This window comes from Ferroplasma sp., from assembly GCF_031200575.1.
Lineage (GTDB): Archaea > Thermoplasmatota > Thermoplasmata > Thermoplasmatales > Thermoplasmataceae > Ferroplasma.
Genome location: NZ_CP133597.1, coordinates 1,489,909 through 1,512,714, shown reverse-complemented (window position 1 = coordinate 1,512,714; position 22,806 = coordinate 1,489,909). Strand labels below are relative to the sequence as shown.

The window sequence follows — 22,806 nt, the reverse complement described above, 5'->3', positions numbered from 1 at the left end:
TTAAAATTTTTATTTATATTGATTTTTTCTTTCCTTATCCTGTAATTTTTTCCAGTCAATTTTACCTGATGCGGTTTTAGGCAATGTATCCGTGTATTCTATTATGTGTGGATATTTATAACCACCGATGTTTTCTTTTGCCCAGGCAATTATTTCCATTTCATTTATATTCCTGTCTTTCCCGGAGTTTTTCAGCACAATATATGCCTTAACCTCCTCACCGACCCTGGGATCAGGTGTTCCTACAGTACATACTTCCAGTATGTCCGGATGACGCAGCATAAGGCTATCAATTTCTGCAGGCCAGACCTTGAACCCGGCACGGTTAATCATTCTTTTTACCCTATCCACCACAAAAAATGATCCATCATCATCCATATAACCTATATCGCCTGTCCTTAGGAATTTCATGCCTTCTATGGTGATAAATGCTTTTTCTGTATCTTCAGGCTTATTAAGGTAGCCTTTAAATAAGCTGGGTCCGGAAACTACAATTTCGCCTGTTTCATCCTTAACAACTTTTCCTGTTTCAGTTGAGACTATCTTTGCGTCGTAACCAAACTGTGGAATTCCAATACACTGTAGTTTTCTATGTTCCGGCGGATTTATGTGGGTCTGCCCCATGGCCTCTGTCATTCCGTAGCCCTCCACAAATGGTATATGGAACAATTCCTCCATTCTTTCCGCCAGTACTTTTGGCATTGCGGCTCCTCCACCCCCTATGAATCTCATAGAAGAGAAATCCCTTTCTGCTAAATCCTTCTGATTCAAAAGGTCCACTATCATCGGCGCAACTGAAACAAAGTGCGTTACTTTATATTTCTCTATGGCCTGAATTGCTGCTTCACTATTCCATCTGGTTAAAATTGTAACAGTGGCTCCTGAGTATACAGGCGATAGCATTGAAAATGCCAGGCCGGTTACATGGAAAAACGGGGCAGCCCCAAGTTCGTTAGCAGAGGATGTAAGTCTTCTCCATATGGAAGCGCCAATAGCATTTGCTATCACCGATTTATTTGTATGTATGCAGCCTTTTGGTATACCCGTTGTACCGGATGTGTATGCTATTAAGGCCTCATCATCCATATTTGAAGCAACACTGATTTCGCCTGTTCTCTCTTTTATAGCCTCGTTCCACGGGGTTCCAAAGGTCGGGTAATTACCCATTATAAAATCTGGAACAGGAATATCCGGTTTTTTGATATAGTCACTGAGTGACCCGCATATAACAGGTATTTTAAATTCATCATGCAATTTTTCTGGAACTTTTGCCAGTTCAGAGGTTGTTATTATCAGTTTCATACCGGTTTCTTTTAAAATATAGGAAGCAGTGTCATAATCCAGGGCAGGGCTCATTAAAACTATTGTTGCACCGGCACGTGCAATGGCAAAGAAGGATATAATAAATTGTGGGGAATTCTGCATCATTATTCCGATTCTGTCTCCCTTACAAATTTCCATGGAGTTTATGAACAGTGATAAATTTTTAATAGCTTTATTAATTTCGCCATATTTTATGTGATTCCCATAGTATATTATTGCATCTCTGGAACCATATAACGTTGAGGAAATCTCCATTAGTTTCCATATATTCATCTGCGGATAATCTATAGTATAAGGGAGATAATTTGGCCAGATTTTAAACCATTCATATTTTTCCATAAAGAAATAAAATACAGTGATATATAAATTTATTTAGTATTACAATGATAAACGGATGGATGCTGGATATTTAATTTCCAATACGAAAATTAAATAATGGTAATATATTAAATGTTTATGGTTATAAAAGCAGAAGATTATCTCAGGAGCCTTAACGACGGAAGGGTAGTTTATTATCGTGGGAAATCTGTTAAAAACGTTGCAGAACATTTTGCATTGAAAGTTCCAGTTGATCATGCATCTTCTATATACAAACTCCAGTTGGACCCGGAATACGGGAAATTAACCTGTTACAGTGATCCAGGATTGGGTGAAATAAGTTCATTTTACAGGATACCAGAAAATACTGAGGACCTAATGCACCGCCATGACCTGATATATGAAACCACCAGACTTGGTAGGGGGCAGTTCAACATTGTTAAGGCAATAGGAACGGATGCCATATTAGCCCTTATGTATGTGGCAAAAAGGGTAGATGACAAATATCATACAAATTATTATGAAAACGTGCTGAAATTCTATAATTTCTCTGCAAAAAATGATTTAAGCCTTGCACTTGCCCAGACCGATGTAAAGGGAAACAGATCATTAAAACCATCAGAACAGAGCGATCCTGATATGTATGTGCATATAGTCAAAAGAGATGAAAAGGGGATATATGTATCAGGAGCCAAGGCACATACAACACAATCGATAGCTGCCAATGAAATTATAGTAATCCCTACCCGGAATATGGGACCCGAGGATAAGGATTATGCTGTGGCCTTTGCAATTCCCGCATCTACACCGGGGATTACAATGTTTGCAAGGCCGCTGAAGGAAGTAGAAACAGTTAAAAATGACACACTTTCAATCATAGGGAGAAAAAATGTTGAGGTAGAGACAGTTACGGTATTTGATAACGTGTTCATACCGAATGACAGAATATTTTTAAATGGTGAATATGATTTTGCAGGGTTTCTGGCCATGATGTTCCCAACTTTCCATAGATTCACAGCTCTTTCCTACCGGGCCGCCATGGCTGATTTCCTTATAGGCATAGGAAAGCTATTGGCAGAATACAACGGAGTTGCAGATAGGTCAAACATAAGGAGAAATCTATCAGTGCTGGTTGAATACAAGGAAACACTCAGGGCAAATGCAATAGCAGCAGCATACAGATGCAGTTATGACAAATCGTCAAAACTGGCGATACCGAATATAATTTATACAAATGTTGGAAAGCTGTTTGCCAATCAGAATTATACAGATGTAATAAAGAATATAGTTGACATTGCCGGTGGAATGGTCGCGACACTCCCATCATATGAGGATTTCGAAAACCCGGCAGAGGGAGGAACATTATTGAAATATCTCACAGGGAGGAATAGGGATGAAACACTCAACCGGATTAGGCTATTTCAAACTCTTAGGGAATTTATCTCATCATTCGGGGCACTTTACCTTGCAGGCATGATACACGCTGAGGGCTCCATAGAGGCAAGCATTCTGGAGCTGAACAGGTCATACGATTATTCCGGTAGCATAGCCCTTGGCAGGTATGCTTCTGGGATAGACGATCACTTAAAGCAATAAATATTATTTTTTACTTCAAGGCTTTACCTTTGTATTTAGGTTTAATCACTTTATTTCCTGTTTCCATGCCTGCCGGACCCTGACAGGAATCTCTCTGCACCCTCTTTCACAACTCCACTTTCTATTGTTTTTTTTCCAAACTCTGCCTCCACTCTTAATCCATCATCAAGAGTACCTGAAATTCCCTGTATTAGTGCAAGCCTATCGTTCACTACAGTAGTCCAAGGGAATGAATCAATAAGCATGGCAATCTCTACTGCTTTTTCAAGTGCCTTGCCCCCCTCAGCGAGATAATTTATAAGCCCTATACGATGTGCCTCATCTGCCGAAATAATTTTTCCTGTGAGGATGAGATCCAGTGCCCTGCCCATGCCTATTATACGTGGAAGCCGCTGTGTACCTCCATCTATTAAAGGGACCCCGAACCGCCTTTCCAGGAAACCAAGCTTTGCATTTTTGCCTGCAACTCTTATATCCGCGGCCAGCGCCATTTCCAAGCCACCGGCAACACAGTACCCTTCTACTGCTGCTATCACTGGCTTTTGAAAGTCCATCCTTGAGAATCCCATAGGACCATTTTTATTTAACACCTCACCGCCCATTTTCTCTGCATCCGAAAGATCAGCACCTGCAGAAAAATTGCCTCCTGTTCCTGTTATAATGGCTATATGCTGGATACTGTCAGAATTAAACTCCAGCATGGCATTCTCCAGCATTTTAGATGTTTTATAATTTACAGCATTCCTAACATCCGGCCTGTTTATAGTTATTATGGTTATCCTATCCTTCCTGGTTATAAGCACCTCATCCATAAAAATCATAAGATTAAATGCGATATTAAGTTAATCATGTTATTCGGGACGGTGCCTGCAATTATCTGAATACTCTAGTTACAAGTAAATACCATGCAATTGAAAATATTTTTATATAATATAATACTTAATTTGAAAAATGTCTAAATATATTTCTGTGGCAATTGCCATAATATTAACTCTTTTAATGGTAACCGTAATTTATGCCGGGACCCCCGGACACCAGGAAAGTGATATTTTGCCTGCCACAGTATCACCCAGTGCTTATTATCACAATGAACCTGCTCCAATGGGGATAGCCGATTATGGCATAAACTCCAGCAGCAATGGTTTCTATTTCAACAGTACTTCTTTTGAAGGCGGGGTTATAATTACCAATCTAACAACTTACAATTCCTCCATAAGTTCATGCCCATCAAATGCAGGAACACAGCTAAATTTAATCTACAGGTTCAGCCTGAACGGGCAAAATTATACGTACTGGGTTCAGAATGTTGCCATCCTGAATACCAGCAGCAGGCAGGTAGCATTTATAGATAATGTATGGAACTTTACCTCAGCAAATTCAGAAATGCATCATAGTTCCATAGTAGGGAACGGCACAGTATATAAATCAAGTTCTGGAGTTCTATATTATTATAGAGCTAACGGTGGATATTTCGAATCATTCAGTTATAAACAGCTTCAGCTGAGAAGCGTATCATTCATAAAATCTGGATTCCCCCATATTTACATGGAATACAATAGTGGAAATGGATGGGTTACCTATGATACATTAAACTTCACTTTTGCAGGAAATATGGCAGCAGATTATGGTTTCATAGTTAATGGAAACCAGCTTAATAATAACAATCTTCCAATAGACGCCGGATTAATTATCGGTGGTCCAGGCGATGGTGCTGACACCAGGGCTATAAATGTAAACGTAATAATGTATCTTGAATGCTGGAACGGCCATAACTACCAGGCAGTTGAAGATGCATACAATCACGGTTCAGACACTGCCGAAGGAATATGCAATATAACAGAGAACTATGTATCATACAATAATATTCCTGCCGTTGATATTAGATCAGGAAATGGCAGCCCGGGTGAACTATACACATCATCCAGTATTTCTATTCTGAATTTTAATCCGGGAATATCCTCCGGTTATGTTTCACTGAACCGGGTTATGTTTAATTTTACAGGCAGTGCAATAGATCTATCCCTATTTCCGGGGCATTATAACTTTAGCCTGTACACAGAAAACGGGCAGAAAATATTCCAGGATAAATTTAACCTCAGTGCCGGCAAGTCCTATACTATGAGTACAAGGCAAACATACTATGTAGCATTTAATGAAACCGGGCTTGAAAACGGAACATCATGGTCTGTATCAGTCGATGGGTCTATCCTGAGTTCCAATAACCACAGCATTGTATTCACACTTTACAATGGAACCTATAATTACAGTGTTGCCGCAGTCAGTGGTTATAGCACTTCTAACAATAATGGAACAGTAGTGGTTAATGGCACTTCCCCAACCGTAAATGTTACATTCACAAAAATACCGGCAGTTGTTAATAAAACCCTGGCACCGGATTATGGATATAAGCTTCTAATAACATTAATTATAGTTGGAATCGTAATTATCGGTATAATGTCAGTATTCTTAAGAAGAAGACCAAAATAAAAACAATAATTGTTATGCATGTCTAATTTGAAAATCAATAAAAGTTGATATATAAACAGGATATCCTGAGCCATGGAGTTCAGAAGAGAAATTGAAGTTAACTCAGATAAGGGCAGGATATGGGAACTCATAAACGATTATAAGAGGATACCGGAATTCTGGCATGGAACCAGGAGCATTGAAAAAGATGGAGATACATATCTTGTTCAATTTGCCTTTCCTGGCAAGGGGAAAATGAAGCTGGAGAAGGACGATGCAAATTTCAGATTGACTGAGAAATATTTTAAGGGGCCATTTACAGGAGAGAAGATAACCGATCTTGAGGGGGATAATCCGGTGAAAATAGTATCAATATGGAACATAAGGCTTTCTCCAATGTTGCGGGCATTTTCAAATAAACTGCAGGGGCATTTTGAGCAGGGTACTGAGGATGCCCTTAAGAGAATAAAGGATTATTTTGAATCATGATCAATATTAAAATTCAACTCGTATTGGTGCCTGATGAATCCCTGGCAGCAGTCAAGGAATATTGTATGCCCGCAGACCGGGCACGCTGAATTATGGCGGTAATTATAACATTTGATACACTGGCACGCCTCATCCATACAATCTTCACACATAAATTGCAATTATAGCGTATTATTAAAATCTTATTATTATTGAAATATTAGTAATAATTATGTATAATGAAAATATTATATTATTGTAATAAGTATAAATTAATAATTATATTAATTTGTATATGTAAGTTTTATTTCCGCATAAAATTTTGTGGCTGGATGGCCATCCAGAACTATTATAATGCATAAAAGTTGAATTTCTAAGCCTAACTAATGATGTGGCATTGAAGCCCCTCCATAATATTAGGCGATCTAATAAGCACAATTTTCATTTTTGTTATACAGTTAAATATTAAAAATCTCTTAACTGTTAAATTTGACAATTTCTCATACACAAGTGTTAAATATGATATTTCAATCAATCAATTGCATGAATACAAATTTACTGTTGTATATTGTTAGAAGGGCAATTTACGCAGTTGTCACTTTAATATTTATTATAGTGATTGTATATTTCCTTATACATTTAATTGCCCCTACGCCTCAGGCTATGGCCGGTATATATGCTGGTTCCGGACATCACACCAAGGCTGAAATTAATGCTATTATTACAAAGTATCATTTAAATGCCCCACTTTACACACAGGTGCTGTTATATATAGGCAATGTGTTTAGGGGAAATCTAGGTTATGACCCGGTTTTCCACGTTCCCGAGATAGACCTTATAGGAACATTCCTTCCAAGGACACTTGAGCTTGTTATACCTGCTATAATAATCTCCACACTGCTTGGATTATATACAGGATCCTTTGGTGCTTCCCACCGCAGAAAAGTACAGGATCAGGCTGTCAAAGGGGTTTACCTGGTTACGTGGGCTTCACCGCCATTCTTTATAGCAATTGTGATACAGCTGTTCCTGGCTTACGATCTTGGGTTGCTGCCCTCAACGGGCATGGTTAATCCCGTATTAACAGCTCCACCTGATGTGGCAGCTTTTCCTCTGTTAAACGCACTAATTGCAGGAGATTTGCCTTACTTTGTAAGCTTAATACATCATATGATACTGCCGGTTATGGCCATAGCGCTTTTGAGTTTCGGTGTAATTACAAGATTACCCGGTCGTCCATGCTTGATGCAATGGAATCTGACTATTTCAAGCTGGAGCTAATGAAGGGTGTGGGCCGGAAAGCTGCAGTATACGGCGCGGCATTGAGAAATGCGTCAATACCTATAGTTACGCTGCTTGCCCTGACCTTCGGGTATGCAGTGGCAGGTGCAGTAGTTGTTGAGGATATTTTCGACTATCATGGAATGGGGTGGTTTATAGTTCATTCCATTTATACACTTGATTATATAGCCATATTATCAACAACGGTAATAATTGCAATTTCAATTATTATAGCAAATCTGGCAGCGGATATACTTTATGGATTGATAGACCCGAGGGTGAGGATAAAATGATAGATGAAAATGCATATCAGGACAAAATAGAATTCAAGAAGGTGAGTTACCTTGGATCTTTCATCAGGGATAAATCAGCAATTCTGGGACTTATCATAGTTGGATGGTTCCTTATCTGGTCTTTAATTCAGGGGATACTTGAGGAAGTTGCGAGTATAACCAGTGATTCAAAACTGGGATACCTGCTACTGCCATCGAATCCGTTCCATGTGAATTTTGCCGCGTCGCTGGAGGGCCCATCCACAAAGTCCCTATCACTGTTATTCGGTACCAATGCACTGGGTGAATCCATACTGTCAAGGATGCTATATTCTATGCCCAGGGATGCCATGGTAGCACTGATAGTGGTATTTTCCGCCATTATAATCGGGTCACTTCTGGGGATAATATCTGGCTGGAAGGGTGGATGGCTGGAAAATGTAATAATGAGGTTGACAGACTCCTTCCTGTCAATACCGGCTCTTATACTGGTAATAGCAATTTCCATTCCATTAAAGGCAGGATTCAACGCAGTGATTATAGCCCTGAGTATTGTATGGTGGCCGACATATGCAAGGTTCTTCAGGGGTCAGACGCTAAAGATCAAGAACATGGACTATATGCAGGCTGCAAAAATAAACGGCGTCAAAAGAATAAGCCTGTTTTTCAGGTATTTATTCTTAAACAGCATCGATCCTGTGATTGCCTATGCTGCCCTTGACTTCGGGAACGTTATACTGACATACGCAACACTTGCATTCCTTGGAATCGGGCTTACCATACCCATACCTGAGCTTGGTGCCATGGCCTCAAACGGACTTGGGTACCTTCCTGCAGACTGGTGGTATGCAGTGTTCCCAAGTGTCGCCATACTGATAATTGTTGCAGGATTCGTTCTGGTGGGAGACAGATATCAGGACATTATAAATAACAGAATAGATTACTGAGGTGCAAAGATTGTTTCTAGAAATTAAAGAACTTAAGGTGGCATACAAAACTGTAAATGGAAAATCAATAGTCCTGAACAACTTTGAGCTGAATCTGGATAAGGGAGATTCAATATCCATAGTCGGTGAGTCAGGTTCTGGGAAAAGTACTCTTGGCGGGGCGATCACCAGGTTGCTCCCTCCGTCCGGGGAAGAATCAGGAGAGATTTTGCTTAACGGCAAAAATTTACTCGATCTCACTGAGGATGAAATGACGTTAATAAGGGGCACTGAAATATTCATGATATTCCAGAACCCGCTTAACAGCCTGAACCCGGTCAAGACTGTTGGTTTTCAGCTTATGGAAGCCGCAAGAATCAAGGCTATTAGGGACGGTACCCAGGAACCGAATGACTCTGATCTGGAAAAAGTTGTTCTTAATGCACTTGCATCTGTAAGACTGCCTGATCCGGAGCAGATAATGAAAAGGTACCCCCATGAGCTTTCAGGAGGGCAGGTGCAGAGGGTTGTTATATCAATGGCGCTTATATTGAGGCCAAAGCTGCTTATAGCTGATGAACCGACTACTGCACTTGACGTCACAATTCAGGCCCAGGTTATAAACCTGTTAAAGCAGTTAAATAAAGAATATGGAATGTCAATTATATTCATTACCCATGATCTAAGCCTTGCATATGTTATTTCCAATAAGATAATGGTTATGTATGCCGGGACAATAATGGAATTCAACGAATCAAAAACAATAGTTAAAAACCCCAGACATCCGTATACCATTGGACTTTTAAGAAGCGTTCCAACAGATTATAAAACTAATTCCCGCCTTTATTATATCAATGGTTCACCTCCATCTTTTTTCAATCTTCCGAAGGGATGCAGGTTCAGCCCTAGATGCGACAAAGCCTTCGGAAAATGCCATGAGGTTGAACCCCCACTGATATCAGAAGGCGGGGAATATAAAGTGAGGTGCTGGCTCTTTGAATGAAATTGTTAAACTTGAAAATATAAAAAAATACTACCTAACCCAGGAAATGCAGTTGCTCGATATACTTTTCAGAAGAAAGCCGGTATATGTCAAGGCAATGGACAACATATCCATTGAGGTAGAAAAGGGCACAATACTTGGAGTTGTAGGAGAATCTGGTTCAGGCAAAACAACCATGGGGAAAATAATATCAACCATCGAGACTCCAACTGAGGGCAAGCTTTATTTCAATGGTGAGGAAATAACCAAGAAAAATCTTACCACAATCAGGAAGCATACTTCAATGGTATTCCAGAACCCATATACATCTGTAAATCCACGTATGAAAATAAAGCAGCTTGTATCAGAGCCACTGGGCAAATTTGATCCAAAAAAAGTTGCAGAGGTGCTTTCCCTTGTGGGACTGGATTATGAGGAAGTAAAGAATAAGGAGCCAAGGGAACTTTCAGGCGGGCAGATTCAGAGAATTGCCATAGCCAGGGCCCTAATTAAGGCACCTGATCTATTAATACTTGATGAACCCACGTCTGCCCTGGATGAGTCAATACAGGCTCAGATACTGGATCTTCTCCTTGACATACAGAAACAGTACAACCTGACCTATATATTCATTACCCATAACATGGGTGTGGCAAAGTATATAACTGACAGGGTTGCTGTAACATATGCAGGAAAGGTCGTAGAATATGGCCCCACACATAAGATCATGGAAAGCCCCAAGCATCCGTATACACAGCTGTTAATAGCCTCTGTTCCTGATTTTGAGAAAAAGGAACTGCAATCACCTGTTGGAGACGTTCCAAGTCTTATTAATGTACCTGCTGGATGCAGATTTGCCAATAGATGCCCCAAGGTTATGGACATATGCAAAACTACAGAACCTGAATTCAGGGATGTAGACGGTGTTAAGGTATTATGCTGGCTCTATGGGTAAAATCAATAGAAAAAACTCTGCTGAAGATAACCATACTTGTGGTTATATTCTCAATATTTCTGGAGATAAGTTATAAAACCCTGATAAATTATCTCATATTTCTTGGAATAATATACCTGATCAGCATTCTTTACATACTCTTCAAGATGAGCTACAGGGTTGAAGTATACGATGATCATGTATTCATCAAGAATCTGTTCACATCACATAATGTTGTTTACAGTAATTTTGCAGATTTTTTTATTACGGAGGGATACCTTCAGAGAAAATTCAATCTGCATTCAATATACATTATTACCAAAACCAAAAATTACCTTCTTAAGGATCTGCCTGATGCAGAAAGAATCTACAATAATATAAAGATACAGCTGGACAACAAAAATATTGTCCCCTCTAATCTAGTCCCGAAAGAACAGAACTCAGATTAAATATCATTTTCCCTATAATATAATTATTCTGTTCTATTCCTTTATACCGCACATATTTGTATCCGGCGGCAATACATAAAAATGGCAAAAAAGGTTTTGATTATAATACTTTCAGGTGAAAGAGACAAAGGCAAGGCTATAATGGCACTTAACCTGGCAAATCATCTGGGTCCTGACACAAGAGTAATTTTCTTCGGGGAAAGTGAAAAACTTGCGGCATCCGGCGATTCAGAGATATCCAATCTTGTCACACAGCTTCAGGAGAGGGGAATTATACCGGTTGCGTGTATCAACTACGCTGAAAAAAGTGGGATAGGTACAAAACTCATGGAGTTAAAATACGATTTAAAGCCTGTATCCACTGTTATAACTGATTACCTGGAACAGGGATATGTCCCAATAACATTTTAAATTTATAATATTTGCAGCGTGACGGGCTTAGAAATTTTTTTAATTCTGAATGTACAATACCATTGATTGTAAATTTTGATTATACGAATAATATGTTAAGGATAATTTGAATATATTCATTAAAACAAATACAGATTAATAATTTAATGTATTTTATTTTCATGAATGCTTCCAAATTTTTTGATTATGCCGATTTCCTAGACGCATTTAAAAATGGTATGTTAAATAATATATACCTTGTTAAAACTGGCTCTATGACATATTCTGGCATTGTAAGGTCTGTGGATTCTGATTCAATAATTATGGATCTTCCCTTGAAATTTTATTCTGGAAATAATGTTATGTATACTCCTGTAATTATAGGAAAGTCCGAGATAGAGCAAATAAAGGAAATTCCCGTGGAAGGTCACATTATTGTGACTACAAAAAATGAAGGGGTTATTTCCGGGGATATAGAGAAGGCATTTTCAAACCGGATGTTAATAGAGAGTGAAGATGAAACATATACGGTGTATTATCAGGATATGGTTATGGTAGACTAAAACTATCTAATGGAATTTTTTGCATTTTTTCCTCTCCTGTTTTTTGAGGTATACAACTTTGCTTTTTTAACACTCTTTGAAGCCTTTCTCCAGTCAGATGAAAATGTATTTTTCAGTCTTGATACCGGAAAGTACCCCTTTATTATTATTCCTGTCTCCCTGTTTCTGTTGAGGCTTGACTTTGTAAAGTTTTCAGAACCTATAAATGCCCTGCTCCCTGCTATCATTTTTGCATGCATATACAGTTTTGCCGCTGGCATGTATTTTATTTTAACTCCATGTTTTTTCAGCAATTTAAGGTTGGATGCATCAGTTGATGACACTGTATCCGGAACTATGATTCTTGCCCTTTTGCCTTTCTCCATTAATGCCTGTAGTGTTTCCTTATCGTCACCCATCTCCTCAGTTTCCACAACTATTTTCCTTTCCCTCAAAATAAATTCCTTCAATGCAGGTTCCGATCCAGGGGAAACAATCAGATATTTTCTGGGCATCTCCCCGGCACTTTTATCATCAAAATCAGATAGAAATATCTGTTTGAGTGCCTTTATTATGTTCCGGTTCCTGGTAATGGTAAAGTATTCCCTGTTCTTTGAAAACCCTGCCTCAGTAAAATTTGGGGTGCCGACCTCGGCAAACTTTTCTGTTACCATGTACTTGGCATGATCAAAAACATTGGGCTTTTCAAATCTATCCGGAGCAATTTTAACCTTTGCCCCAGTTTTTTTCAGATCATTTATCTCGGCATGGGTGCCATCATCGCCATTGATTCCGTACGGCCGGCCATCTACCATTAACCTCACATCAACTTTCCGCTTTACTGCATCTTTTACTGCCTCCAGTATCCTTGGATCATCAAGCAAATATGAATTTATGTAAACAAAATGCCTTGATTTGTTTATCACCCTGATTAAGGGCTTTATTCCGTCCCGGGGTTCCACGTATATTCTGTATGCCATATGTCTGCTATACAAATACAGTTTAATTAATATTTGCCTTTCGTTTTAACTCTGGGACTAAAGCTATTAAATAAATTATATTTGCCTTTGAACCGTCCATATGTAAAGACCCATGACCTATGTTGATACGTTTATAATTTCCATATTGAAAATTCGAGGGTAGTTTCCAGTAATTTATGGGTACCTGGAACATATAAACCATCTACTCTCGTCCATCTGGCGGGTATATCATACAGGGCGAAGGATTTCCTGCGTCATTAATCGAAATATTGTGGTTATGGTTAAATCATGTAAATGACCTTCATGCTAAACACCGGTTTAGCATTCCGTGATATGGGGATAATAAAGGATTGTTTTCAGGATCGCTCCTAAAAAAATTATAATAATGAAATGGGATACACATCAATGGATACAGCTGATCTCATTGAAAAATATAATACTTACAGAAATAACACACTGAATCTACAGGCATCTGAAAACGTTCTTAGTCCACACGCCAGGGCAGCGCTTTCATCTGACATGGCATCAAGATACTCTTTAAATATTGGCGAATACAATGCATACGGCGGTACAGGATATTACGACAGCATTCTGGATCTTCTGGAAAAGAATACAAAAAAACTTTTTGGAAGCAAATATTCGGAGTCAAGGCCCTTGAGTGGCCACATTGCAGCAGAAATATCCCTGCTCTCTGTGCTGGGGCACAACAGAAATGTCATGGCAGTATCTGAGGAAGATGGAGGATACCCCGGGTATTCCAGGGAACATCTTGACCGTGTGCTTGGATACAGGCTCCATGATGCACCGTACAAAAACTTTGATCTTGATTACGATGCCCTGGAAGCAAAAATAAGGGAAACCGGTACCGGAATTCTCATACTGGGGCAGTCAATGTTCATAAAACCGTATAATATGAAAATAATAAATGAAATTAAGGAGAGAACAGGAATAAAAGTTTTATATGACGCATCACATGTGATGGGGCTCCTTGCAGGGAAGGCCTTCCAGCCAGATGCATTGAAGTATTCTGATATAGTATATGGTTCCACCCACAAAACATTTTTCGGCCCCCAGGGAGGAATAATAATTACAAATGAAGAAGACATTGCCGGTAACATCAATGAAAACACCATATTCAATACAATGGACAATGTCAACCTGTCACGTGTTGCATCACTTTCCATTGCTGTGGAGGAAATGATAAAATATGGGGAGCAGTACGCAAAAAAGGTTGTTGAGAATACGAAGAATCTCTCCACTTATCTGAGGGAAGCCGGGTTCAATCTGCTGCCCGGGACAGAGGAAAGTAAAACCCACCAGCTGCTGCTGGATGAACAATTCCTAAGGAAAAAAGGATTTGATAATCATTCATTTTCCGTGGAACTGGAAAATAACAGGATAATTATAGACAGGTTTGGAAGGATTGGAACCCAGGAAATCACACGGTGGGGCATAAACAGTATGGATGTAGTTGCAGATGCCCTTTCAGGCATATCCAATAAATTAAATAAGACAGAAGAGATTAACACGTTGATAACAGAAAAAAAGCTTAGATTCTGGTGATACAATGAATGTTGGAGAAATCATGAAGAAGGACCTTATTGTTATAGATAGCGATGCCAAGATATCAGAGGCAATTTCAAAGATGAAGGATAATGACATACAGCAGCTCCCTGTAATGTCCGGTGGGAAATATGTGAGCATGCTTACATACAAAAATATACTGAGGCGTGGAAGCGTTAGGACAAATTCCAGGGTGTATAACTTTTCTATAAATGCCCCAAAGCTTGATGAAAAAGCGGATGTAATGGATGCCGTGAAACTTTTAAAAGAAAGTGGATTAAATGCCCTTCCAGTATTCCAGAAAGAAAAGCTTACCGGGCTTGTAACAAGGATGGATTTAATCAGGCACCTGTCTGAGATAGATCCCAGAGCAGATAGAACAAAAAATTTTGAAATAATGACAGCTGATGCCATATCAGTGGATGTTAACGATGAAATAGAGGAATCAGCACAGAAAATCAGAACTCTTGACGAGTATGAAATACCTGTAACATCTAAGGGTAAACTGGCCGGAATTCTCAGGCTGAAGGAAATAATCAACAATGTGATAATGGACAAGCAGAAAATAAGCTACGGTGAATATACCTCAGGGAAGTCTAAAGTTGAAATAGTTGCATCATCACTTATGGACAACCCTGTCAGCAGCAGTGAAGATTCTGTCATAACAGATACTGCGTCACTGATGATTAAGAACCACCTGCATGTCATACCCATAGTCGATAAGGACTCCAGGCTCACAGGGGTTGTTGGAATTACAGATATTCTGAATTCCATAGAAACCGGCAATGAGGAAGGTTTCTACATTGAGATCTCCGGTTTAAATGAGCAGGACAGGGACCTGTACGATATAACATACTTCATGGCAGATAAATTCATAACAAACATCTCAAGAATTGTTGGAAACAATGGTAAACTCCTTTTCAATGTCAGGAAATACAAAACAGAGGGAAAGGGCAAATATTCAGTCAGGACAAAACTCATAACCCCAAAACTTCATATGGAGGATGATGGCTCCGGTTACAACTACGGCAAATGCATAAGGGCAATACTGGACAACTATGAAAGCAGGATAAAGGGAAAGTAAAAATGGATTATACCGGGGATATACTGGAATATCTTTCCGGCAGGGCAGTATTTGCAGATGTCCGGCACATGGATAGCACCGGGAAATCATACTCCTATAGAAATGGCCAGTTCGACGGCCAGAACACATCCATGAGTTCAGGTTATGCTGTCCGGTGTGTCAATAATTCTATTGCCATGGCATTTTTCAATGATCAGGATTTTTCTTCTATCAGAGGAAAGCTGGAAAGGCTTGTTGAAAAATCCATGAAAGCAGGAAAGAATAAAATAGACATGTCAGGGGGAATAAAAAAATCATGGAAAGAACTTGGAAAGATAAAAGTTATGGATGTGCCCGATAGCCAGAAAATAGAATTTATAAAGGATATGGACAGCATCATGGGGGAAAACGGTGCAAGCATACGGTTCACAAATCTTTCAGAGGATACTGTCATGGAATCATATGCAAATACTTCAGGTACCCTTATTGAAGGTGAATACTCCAGAATCTATTTTGTTTACATGGCTGGAATCAGGGATTCCGGATCCTTTGAGGAATCATCAGAGGAATACGGTTCAACGTCCGGCTATGAATATCTGGATTCACTTGATTTTCCATATCTCGTGGGCAATGACATTAAAAAATTGAGGAAATCATTGCATGCAGGCAGGGCATCTCCGGGAAGGTATGACCTGGTTGTTGGCCCTTCTATATCAGGAATAGTTGCACATGAATCTGGTGGGCATCCCATGGAGTATGATAGAATAATTGGCAGAGAAGCCGCCCAGGCAGGGGGTTCATTTATTGGTGCAGGGGACGGAAAAACGAGAATAGGCTCTGAGTATGTAAATCTAATAGACGATCCATCCATCAGGGGCAGCTTTGGATACTATGAATACGATGATGAGGGAATAAAATCTGGTAAACGCTACCTTTACAGAAATGGATATACGGACAGTTATATACTCAACAGGGAGAGTGCGGCAATTTCTGGAATGCCTGCCAACGGTGGCGGCAGGTCATCGGACTGGGATATGGAGCCCCTGGCCCGCATGAGCACAACCTACATAGAGCCGGGAAATATTTCACCTGAGGAACTTATTGAGGATGTAAGGCACGGCATTTACATGAAAAACTTCACGGAATGGAACATAGATGATACAAGGTTTTATGAGAAATATGTAGGAAAGGAGGCGTACCTGATCGAAAATGGAAAAATCACATCTATGGTGCGCAGGCCTGTGCTGGAAACCAATACCGTAAACTTTTATTCATCCCTGGATGGTGCCGGTGATGACCTGGTTTTCCATGCTGGAATATGCGGCAAGGGGGATCCAGAACAGGGTGTGCCTGTGTGGATGGGGGGACCCCATCTCAGGCTCAGAAATATGTATATGAAGTGATCCGGTGGAAATTGATAAATTTGTGAAGAATCTGGGTAAAATATGCGATGAGTTTGCCATAAATGTTACGGATGGTACCACAGAGGAGGTAAGGTTTTCGGAAAACACCATTGACCTGGACAGTGAATGGTCAAACCCATCATACACCGTTTTTGCTGCAAGGGGCAAGAAAATTGTTGAAACATCACTTGACAGCCTTGAATCGTGGGAGGGCAAGCTCAGGGCACTCTCAAATATGCTGGAGAATGCTCCTGAAAATCCAGATTTTTATGGTATAAATCCGGTAAAATTCAGCTATCATAATATTCAGGAATACAGAAATGCAGATATACATGGAATGGCAGGAGATATGATTCATGGTGCCCGGGACGGCGGGGCTGACAGGGCAGCAGGATTAATATATCTTCACAACCTCAGAAACCGTGTAATAACTCCATGGAACGACCAGGAATACTCAGAATCATCACTTGAACTTGTAGTAAGGGCATTTAAGGGAAGCAACAGCGGTCAGGAAGCCCTCCATTATGGAATGGACTCCATGGAATCGGCAAATCCTTATGGGGCAGGCATGTCAGCTGCGAGAACAGCAACACTTACGGATAAAAAAGCATCCATAGATGAGGGGAAATACGATGTTATATTTTCCCCATACACCATGGGGACCGTGCTTTCCTACAATATGGAATTCCTGTCATACTACAGCATAAATGCTGGGCTTAGCCCATTTCTGGATAGGGCGGGACAAGTGGTGGCGTCAAAAAATGTCACCATTTTCGATGATCCCCTGGATAAAAGGGGTGCCGGCTTCACACCGGTAGACCAGGAGGGGACAGCAACATCCCGTGTAAATCTTATAGAAAATGGAATCCTGAAGGGCTACCTGCATTCGTATTCAACAGGAAGGCAATCAGGCAATCAAAGCACCGGTAATGCCGGAATAATTCAACCCATGCCCTGGCAGATTCACATGGCCGGTGGAAGTGGAAATCCGGATGATATGATAGCCGGCATGAAGAAGGGGCTTCTTATTAACAACTCATGGTATGCAAGATTCCAGGACGAGAGCAATGGCACATTCTCAACGGTACCCAGGGATGGCATATTCCTTATAGAAAATGGCGAGGTATCAGGAAGTCTGGAGGGAATCAGGATAAGCGATTCAATTCTGAATATACTGATGCATGTAAGGGAACTGTCCAGGGAAGAAAAATATGTAAAATGGTGGGACGAGATCCATGCATCAATTATGCCATATGCCCTGGTTGAAAATGTAAATATATCAAAGGGATTCTAATTTTTTCCCATTCTTTCTATGAAATTTATGTAGATGTTCAGGTACTCCATGCCTTTTTTGATTCCCCTGCTGATCTCACGTATATTTATTTTGTCCAGTTTTTCCTGGATTTCATCAGGGTGGTTGAGCCCTATAAACGGAACCACTGTTTCTATGACCCTTGATGAATATCCGGAACCTGCAAAAACGTTCTGTATGCCTTCTATGATGTTTTCCAGGTTATTGTATATGTATTCCCTGGCGCCAGGGTTGGCAGCTGCAAGCATATAATACCTGAGGGAATCCTGCATCTTGATTTTTCTATTTTTTATTGCCTCCTCTATTGTTCTGAAATTGTCCTCTCCACCAAGCATGGCCATGGCCTGGATTACCTTCACCCTGTCCTCGTCCTGGTCAAATCCTTCCAGAGTCTCCAGCATTGATTTCGCATCATTGTGCACTATGGCCATGGATGTAAGCACAGCAAGCCTCATATTGGGGTCTGTATCGTTCAGTGATTTCTCAAATCTTGAAAGCTCCTCTGCATAGCCCTTATTTATTATGGCATACCTGTTTGCCAGCACGCCCCTTGCAAGTGAAATATTTATGTTTTCATTTTCCCTTCTCTCTCCCAGGACTTTCAACCTGGAAGAAAGGTATTCCATATTTGCATTAACTATGTCCCTGTTTTCTGGATATATGGAATAAAGGGAAAACAGTTCATTTGATATTTCCCTGATAATAAGCGGGTCAGCCAGTTCCATGAACTTTGCTGTCCTGGATAAATAATCCCCAAATGATATTTTTCCTGCAAGGAGGAATGCATGTAAATCGTTAAGGATTCCAAATATGTCCTTGTTGTCAAGAATCGATATATTTTTTATTATATTATCATATAATGAATCTGAGTACATAACCCTATAAAATCCAGTTTCACTGTCATTGAGTTTGATAAATCCCCTGGCATCATCTATCTCTATTGAGTCAGAATCAAATATCTGGCTCCTGATCCCTGATGTGTATTTCATTGTCAGCGGTATTTTCCACTGTGCGTTCTGTTTCTTTCCATTGAGAAGGAACCTGTACTGGTTCAGCTTTAGTTTTCCATTATCCTCCCTTATCTCTATTACAGGGTAGCCTATATTCTGTATGAACGATTCCATTACCTTCCTTACCGGGCGGTCTGATACCTTGGATATAAATTCCCAGAGGTCGGATCCGGAGGCATTCCTGTACTTGAAATTTTCAAGATACTGGTGTAGACCCTCCCTGAAAACATCATCGGTCACGAAGGCATTTATCATTCTGAGTATGCTGCCTCCCTTGCCATAGCTGATTTCATCGAATATCTGGGAAATATCATCAGGGTGTTTTACCTCAACCTCTATGGGATGTGAATTTACTAGTGAATCCCCTTCCAGTGCTCCTGCAGTTTCACTTACAAGAAAATCGGCAAACATATCGTAATCGGGCTCGAGCTGGTTCATTGCCTTGTATGACATGAAAGTTGCAAAGCTTTCATTGAGCCACAGGTCATCCCACCAGTTCATTGTAACCAGGTCACCGAACCACTGATGTGCAAGTTCATGGGCTATTACCTCCCCAACAGCTTTTTTCACAGACGCGCCTGTGGAGGATGATACATTCAGATAAATTTCCCTGAATGTTAATGCTCCCCAGTTCTCCATTGCACCTGCAGCGAATTCCGGCACGGCTATTAGATGTTCCTTTGGAAGGGGATACTCTATTCCGAAATAATCCTCATAATACTCTATGGATTTTTTGGCGATTTCCAGGGGATAATTAGATTCTGTTAAATGGCCCTTCTGGGCTGCAAGTATTATCTTTTTGCCTCCCGGAATGTCCACTGACCTTTCATCGAATTTTCCGATTCCGAGGTACAGCAGGTATGTTGACATTACCGGAGTTTGCATAAATTTTACCACCTTTTTGCCATTCTTCTCCCCTGTGGAATCAACCGGCATATTGGAAATGGCATCAAGGTCTTTATTGATTGTTACAGCAATATCAAAAGTGGCCTTGTATGCAGGGTTGTCTATGCAGGGAAAAAACCTTCTTGCGCCTGTGGACTCAAACTGCGTTGTAAACATATCGCCACTGCTGGTCTTTGCAAGATAGAATCCCTGAAGCTCCTCAGGTATTTTGCCTGTGAAATCAATTTCAGCCACAGAATCTTTTGTTATTATCCCGTCAACCACAATCTCCTGATTCTGCTTATATTCCTTGAAATTTTTTATGCTGTTGTTAACCTTGATTTTTTTAATGTTCAGATTTACCGAATTGAGTATCAACTTCTCCTCATTGCCCGTGAAGTGTATTATCTCATGGCAAGAATAGGCATATTTTTCACTGTCTATGTCAATATCTAAATCATAACTATAAATCTGCATGGTGCCATATCATATGGTTGCATATAATTTTTGCCAATGCATGAAAACATAAAAATTGTGATTTTTCATGGCTTTTCATGCATAATTAAAAATTTCATTATTCCTGCCCTCCCAGTTTAAGGTTAAATAATATTCTGCAATTTACAAACATGACCGAAATAATAAAAATTAACAGTGAAAATTACCTTAATTCAATAAATAACTGCGCTGAAACAATAAAGTCTGGTGGCACTGTTGTGTTTCCAACAGAGACCGTCTACGGCCTCGGTGCTGACGCATTTAACCCGGATGCATGCAAAAAGATATTTGTGGCCAAGAAGAGGCCTGCGGACAATCCCCTAATAGTTCATATATCTAGTATGGAAATGCTGGATCTGGTAGCTTACATAGATGATGATTTAAGGGATAAAATGAAAAATGTATGGCCATCTCCTCTGACACTTCTCCTGAAAAAGAAAGATGCTGTACCTGACATCGTAAGCGCAGGGCTTGACACGGTCTGCATAAGGTTCCCTGACAACAGGATAGCCCTTGACCTGATCAATGCATCAGGCCCAATAGCTGCACCAAGTGCCAATATTTCAACCAGGCCAAGCATAGTTGATTCCGAAACTGCCATAAAGGAGCTTGATGGCAGGGTGGATGCTATCATAGATGCAGGGAGGGTAAAGTACGGGGTAGAATCCACAATCATAGACTGCACCGTGAAACCCTACAGGCTTCTAAGGGCGGGGGCCTTCACAGTTGAGGATATAGAATCAATGATAGGCCCGGTATATGTGGATCCCCTGGCCAGGGGTTACAGCCAGTCAAAGGTTGCACTTACCCCGGGGCTGAAATACAGGCATTATGCTCCATCAAAGAAAATGTTCCTGATAGAGAATGAAGGCGATTTCATCAGGTTTATTTCATCAGACAGATCTAAAGACTTTCTTGTACTCTGCTCTGAAAAAAATTCACATTATGCATCCGGAGAAACCCTGGTGCTGGGAGATGATATCTACGAGGTTGCTCATAATTTATTCTATGATTTCAGGGTCCTTGACAAATCGGGTAAAAAATACGGTGTAATTCAGTCATTCCCAGAGTCAGGCATAGGCTTTGCTGTTATGAACAGGATAAGAAAGGCCAGCTTCCTCATTATAAAGGATAAAGAAAATATAGATAAAATATATGAGGTAATAAATGAAGCTTGACAATTACAGGTTGAACTGGGACGTTATACTGAAAAAAGAGATCGACTTTCTCTCAAAGAAGTATCCCGATATAGATATAAGAGGAAGCTATACCAGTATAATCAACCTTCTTAATGAAAATAAGATAAAATCCAGAATAATACTGAATAAGAATGAATTTATAGGTTATGCATACGTAATGGATTCCTCGGATAAGAGCGACAGACTCTATGCAGATATAGGATTTATATCCCCGAAAAAAATTACGGAGGCAAGGCTCAAGGAACTTTTTGACTGGCTTATAGAAATAGCCAGGGAATCCAGAAAAAAGCTGATGCTGAACCAGATTTTCAATGGGAATGAAATTAGCGAGAAATATCTTGAAACTTTAGGATTCAAAACCATTATAAGAAAAAGGATGGTGCTTGATTTAAATAAATATTCCTACAGGAAAACTGTAGAAAATTATGACATAACAGGAATAGAGGGCCTTAACATGGACCTTTACTCCGATGCAGAATATGAGGCATTTAAATACACATCTGACAAATACCTGTTCAGCGATAAAAGGGAGGACAGGATTCAAACCGTAAAGAATCTGTTCAATGGAGAATACGGTGAAATTATTCCGGAGGTTTCATTTATCATGAAAAACAAGGGCAGGATAAGCGGTGGCGTTGTATCGTCCAGGCTCGGCTTTGACAGGGCATTCATAGTGTCAATATTTGTGAAAAGGTCCTACAGAAAAAAGGGAATAGGGAAATACCTTCTTTTCACTGCCCTTAACAGGTTCAAGGCACTCTCATTCCATTATGTATTCCTCTGGGTCAACGCCGAAAATTTTGCAAGGGATTTCTATGAACGCTATGGTTTTGTCTATGACGATTATCCTGATGAGGTAATATATTATCTGCCCTATAAAAAGTAATTTGCATTTTCTATGCAGCCGAACACTTTATGGGCTAATCATAATGCAACCAAGCATCTCAAA

20 protein-coding genes and 1 pseudogene are annotated in these 22,806 nt (G+C 40.0%); 16 read left to right on the top strand and 5 right to left on the bottom strand.

Annotation, left to right across the window (positions count from 1 at the left end):
* Positions 1 to 9: 9 nt before the first annotated feature.
* A complete protein-coding gene (locus tag RE471_RS08000; RefSeq protein ID WP_309214322.1) occupies positions 10 to 1,662 on the bottom strand; it encodes an AMP-binding protein in 1,653 nt (550 codons plus the stop codon).
* A 117-nt stretch (positions 1,663 to 1,779) separates the two neighbouring features.
* Here RE471_RS08000 and RE471_RS07995 point away from each other — a divergent pair, with 117 nt between their 5' ends.
* On the top strand, positions 1,780 to 3,237 hold the full coding sequence (locus tag RE471_RS07995) for a 4-hydroxyphenylacetate 3-hydroxylase N-terminal domain-containing protein (RefSeq protein WP_309214321.1): 1,458 nt from the start codon (positions 1,780 to 1,782) through the stop codon (positions 3,235 to 3,237).
* Positions 3,238 to 3,287: 50 nt separating this feature from the next.
* Here the strand turns inward: RE471_RS07995 and RE471_RS07990 are convergent, their stop codons facing one another.
* A complete protein-coding gene (locus tag RE471_RS07990) occupies positions 3,288 to 4,049 on the bottom strand; it encodes a crotonase/enoyl-CoA hydratase family protein (RefSeq protein ID WP_309214320.1) in 762 nt (253 codons plus the stop codon).
* A gap of 139 nt (positions 4,050 to 4,188) precedes the next feature.
* Between RE471_RS07990 and RE471_RS07985 the strand changes: the two genes are divergently transcribed.
* On the top strand, positions 4,189 to 5,724 hold the full coding sequence (locus tag RE471_RS07985; protein WP_309214319.1) for a thermopsin: 1,536 nt from the start codon (positions 4,189 to 4,191) through the stop codon (positions 5,722 to 5,724).
* Positions 5,725 to 5,796: 72 nt separating this feature from the next.
* The gene (locus tag RE471_RS07980; RefSeq protein WP_309214318.1) at positions 5,797 to 6,192 is read left to right on the top strand and encodes an SRPBCC family protein; all 396 of its coding nucleotides are present in this window, start codon (positions 5,797 to 5,799) and stop codon (positions 6,190 to 6,192) included.
* A 13-nt stretch (positions 6,193 to 6,205) separates the two neighbouring features.
* Here the strand turns inward: RE471_RS07980 and RE471_RS07975 are convergent, their stop codons facing one another.
* On the bottom strand, positions 6,206 to 6,340 hold the full coding sequence (locus RE471_RS07975) for a hypothetical protein (protein ID WP_309214317.1): 135 nt from the start codon (positions 6,338 to 6,340) through the stop codon (positions 6,206 to 6,208).
* 350 nt (positions 6,341 to 6,690) lie between these two features.
* On the opposite strand from RE471_RS07975, the pseudogene RE471_RS07970 reads away from it, so the two are divergent.
* From RE471_RS07970 to RE471_RS07935, 7 genes and pseudogenes are all read left to right on the top strand, one after another.
* A pseudogene (locus RE471_RS07970) lies at positions 6,691 to 7,745 on the top strand (ABC transporter permease).
* Positions 7,742 to 8,671, top strand: coding sequence for an ABC transporter permease (locus RE471_RS07960; RefSeq protein WP_309214314.1), 930 nt, complete (start codon positions 7,742 to 7,744; stop codon positions 8,669 to 8,671). Before RE471_RS07970 ends, RE471_RS07960 begins: the two are co-directional and overlap by 4 nt.
* A gap of 10 nt (positions 8,672 to 8,681) precedes the next feature.
* Entirely contained in the window at positions 8,682 to 9,653 is a 972-nt protein-coding gene (locus RE471_RS07955; RefSeq protein WP_309214313.1) for an ABC transporter ATP-binding protein, read from the top strand.
* Positions 9,654 to 9,699: 46 nt separating this feature from the next.
* On the top strand, positions 9,700 to 10,587 hold the full coding sequence (locus tag RE471_RS07950) for an ABC transporter ATP-binding protein (protein WP_375379272.1): 888 nt from the start codon (positions 9,700 to 9,702) through the stop codon (positions 10,585 to 10,587).
* On the top strand, positions 10,569 to 11,015 hold the full coding sequence (locus RE471_RS07945) for a hypothetical protein (protein ID WP_309214311.1): 447 nt from the start codon (positions 10,569 to 10,571) through the stop codon (positions 11,013 to 11,015). The genes RE471_RS07950 and RE471_RS07945 overlap by 19 nt, the downstream gene beginning before the upstream one ends.
* Before the next feature lie 81 nt (positions 11,016 to 11,096).
* On the top strand, positions 11,097 to 11,426 hold the full coding sequence (locus RE471_RS07940) for a hypothetical protein (RefSeq protein ID WP_309214310.1): 330 nt from the start codon (positions 11,097 to 11,099) through the stop codon (positions 11,424 to 11,426).
* A 161-nt stretch (positions 11,427 to 11,587) separates the two neighbouring features.
* The gene (locus tag RE471_RS07935) at positions 11,588 to 11,968 is read left to right on the top strand and encodes a hypothetical protein (RefSeq protein WP_309214309.1); all 381 of its coding nucleotides are present in this window, start codon (positions 11,588 to 11,590) and stop codon (positions 11,966 to 11,968) included.
* Positions 11,969 to 11,970: 2 nt separating this feature from the next.
* Here RE471_RS07935 and RE471_RS07930 read toward each other — a convergent pair whose 3' ends face one another.
* Positions 11,971 to 12,927, bottom strand: coding sequence for a phospholipase D-like domain-containing protein (locus tag RE471_RS07930; protein ID WP_309214308.1), 957 nt, complete (start codon positions 12,925 to 12,927; stop codon positions 11,971 to 11,973).
* 405 nt (positions 12,928 to 13,332) lie between these two features.
* Between RE471_RS07930 and RE471_RS07925 the strand changes: the two genes are divergently transcribed.
* Genes RE471_RS07925 through RE471_RS07910 form a run of 4 tightly spaced genes read left to right on the top strand, consistent with a single transcriptional unit; the run spans position 13,333 to position 18,250 of the window.
* Complete coding sequence (locus RE471_RS07925; RefSeq protein WP_309214307.1) at positions 13,333 to 14,490, top strand: beta-eliminating lyase-related protein; 1,158 nt, start codon at positions 13,333 to 13,335, stop codon at positions 14,488 to 14,490.
* 4 nt (positions 14,491 to 14,494) lie between these two features.
* On the top strand, positions 14,495 to 15,574 hold the full coding sequence (locus tag RE471_RS07920; protein ID WP_309214306.1) for a CBS domain-containing protein: 1,080 nt from the start codon (positions 14,495 to 14,497) through the stop codon (positions 15,572 to 15,574).
* 2 nt (positions 15,575 to 15,576) lie between these two features.
* Positions 15,577 to 16,956: a TldD/PmbA family protein gene (locus tag RE471_RS07915; RefSeq protein WP_309214305.1), complete on the top strand. Its 1,380-nt coding sequence runs from the start codon at positions 15,577 to 15,579 to the stop codon at positions 16,954 to 16,956.
* Between the two features lie 4 nt (positions 16,957 to 16,960).
* On the top strand, positions 16,961 to 18,250 hold the full coding sequence (locus RE471_RS07910; RefSeq protein WP_309214304.1) for a TldD/PmbA family protein: 1,290 nt from the start codon (positions 16,961 to 16,963) through the stop codon (positions 18,248 to 18,250).
* Here the strand turns inward: RE471_RS07910 and RE471_RS07905 are convergent.
* Positions 18,247 to 20,640 carry a M1 family metallopeptidase gene (locus RE471_RS07905; RefSeq protein ID WP_309214303.1) on the bottom strand — a complete coding sequence of 798 codons (2,394 nt, stop codon included), beginning with the start codon at positions 20,638 to 20,640 and terminating at the stop codon, positions 18,247 to 18,249. The genes RE471_RS07910 and RE471_RS07905 overlap by 4 nt on opposite strands.
* 149 nt (positions 20,641 to 20,789) lie before the next feature.
* Here RE471_RS07905 and RE471_RS07900 point away from each other — a divergent pair, with 149 nt between their 5' ends.
* Positions 20,790 to 21,836 (top strand): L-threonylcarbamoyladenylate synthase, encoded by a 1,047-nt coding sequence (locus RE471_RS07900; protein WP_309214302.1) that lies wholly within the window; start codon positions 20,790 to 20,792, stop codon positions 21,834 to 21,836.
* A complete protein-coding gene (locus tag RE471_RS07895) occupies positions 21,826 to 22,743 on the top strand; it encodes a GNAT family N-acetyltransferase (protein ID WP_309214301.1) in 918 nt (305 codons plus the stop codon). The genes RE471_RS07900 and RE471_RS07895 overlap by 11 nt, the downstream gene beginning before the upstream one ends.
* Positions 22,744 to 22,806: the final 63 nt, after the last annotated feature.

What these genes read in the sequence shown, in the direction of transcription:
- RE471_RS08000 (WP_309214322.1), bottom strand. Translation starts at nt 1,662, where the DNA reads ATGGAAAAATATGAATGGTTTAAAATCTGGCCAAATTATCTCCCTTAT.
- RE471_RS07995 (WP_309214321.1), top strand. Translation starts at nt 1,780, where the DNA reads ATGGTTATAAAAGCAGAAGATTATCTCAGGAGCCTTAACGACGGAAGG.
- RE471_RS07990 (WP_309214320.1), bottom strand. Translation starts at nt 4,049, where the DNA reads ATGGATGAGGTGCTTATAACCAGGAAGGATAGGATAACCATAATAACT.
- RE471_RS07985 (WP_309214319.1), top strand. Translation starts at nt 4,189, where the DNA reads ATGTCTAAATATATTTCTGTGGCAATTGCCATAATATTAACTCTTTTA.
- RE471_RS07980 (WP_309214318.1), top strand. Translation starts at nt 5,797, where the DNA reads ATGGAGTTCAGAAGAGAAATTGAAGTTAACTCAGATAAGGGCAGGATA.
- RE471_RS07960 (WP_309214314.1), top strand. Translation starts at nt 7,742, where the DNA reads ATGATAGATGAAAATGCATATCAGGACAAAATAGAATTCAAGAAGGTG.
- RE471_RS07950 (WP_375379272.1), top strand. Translation starts at nt 9,700, where the DNA reads ATGCAGTTGCTCGATATACTTTTCAGAAGAAAGCCGGTATATGTCAAG.
- RE471_RS07945 (WP_309214311.1), top strand. Translation starts at nt 10,569, where the DNA reads ATGCTGGCTCTATGGGTAAAATCAATAGAAAAAACTCTGCTGAAGATA.
- RE471_RS07940 (WP_309214310.1), top strand. Translation starts at nt 11,097, where the DNA reads ATGGCAAAAAAGGTTTTGATTATAATACTTTCAGGTGAAAGAGACAAA.
- RE471_RS07935 (WP_309214309.1), top strand. Translation starts at nt 11,588, where the DNA reads ATGAATGCTTCCAAATTTTTTGATTATGCCGATTTCCTAGACGCATTT.
- RE471_RS07930 (WP_309214308.1), bottom strand. Translation starts at nt 12,927, where the DNA reads ATGGCATACAGAATATACGTGGAACCCCGGGACGGAATAAAGCCCTTA.
- RE471_RS07925 (WP_309214307.1), top strand. Translation starts at nt 13,333, where the DNA reads ATGGATACAGCTGATCTCATTGAAAAATATAATACTTACAGAAATAAC.
- RE471_RS07920 (WP_309214306.1), top strand. Translation starts at nt 14,495, where the DNA reads ATGAATGTTGGAGAAATCATGAAGAAGGACCTTATTGTTATAGATAGC.
- RE471_RS07915 (WP_309214305.1), top strand. Translation starts at nt 15,577, where the DNA reads ATGGATTATACCGGGGATATACTGGAATATCTTTCCGGCAGGGCAGTA.
- RE471_RS07905 (WP_309214303.1), bottom strand. Translation starts at nt 20,640, where the DNA reads ATGCAGATTTATAGTTATGATTTAGATATTGACATAGACAGTGAAAAA.
- RE471_RS07900 (WP_309214302.1), top strand. Translation starts at nt 20,790, where the DNA reads ATGACCGAAATAATAAAAATTAACAGTGAAAATTACCTTAATTCAATA.
- RE471_RS07895 (WP_309214301.1), top strand. Translation starts at nt 21,826, where the DNA reads ATGAAGCTTGACAATTACAGGTTGAACTGGGACGTTATACTGAAAAAA.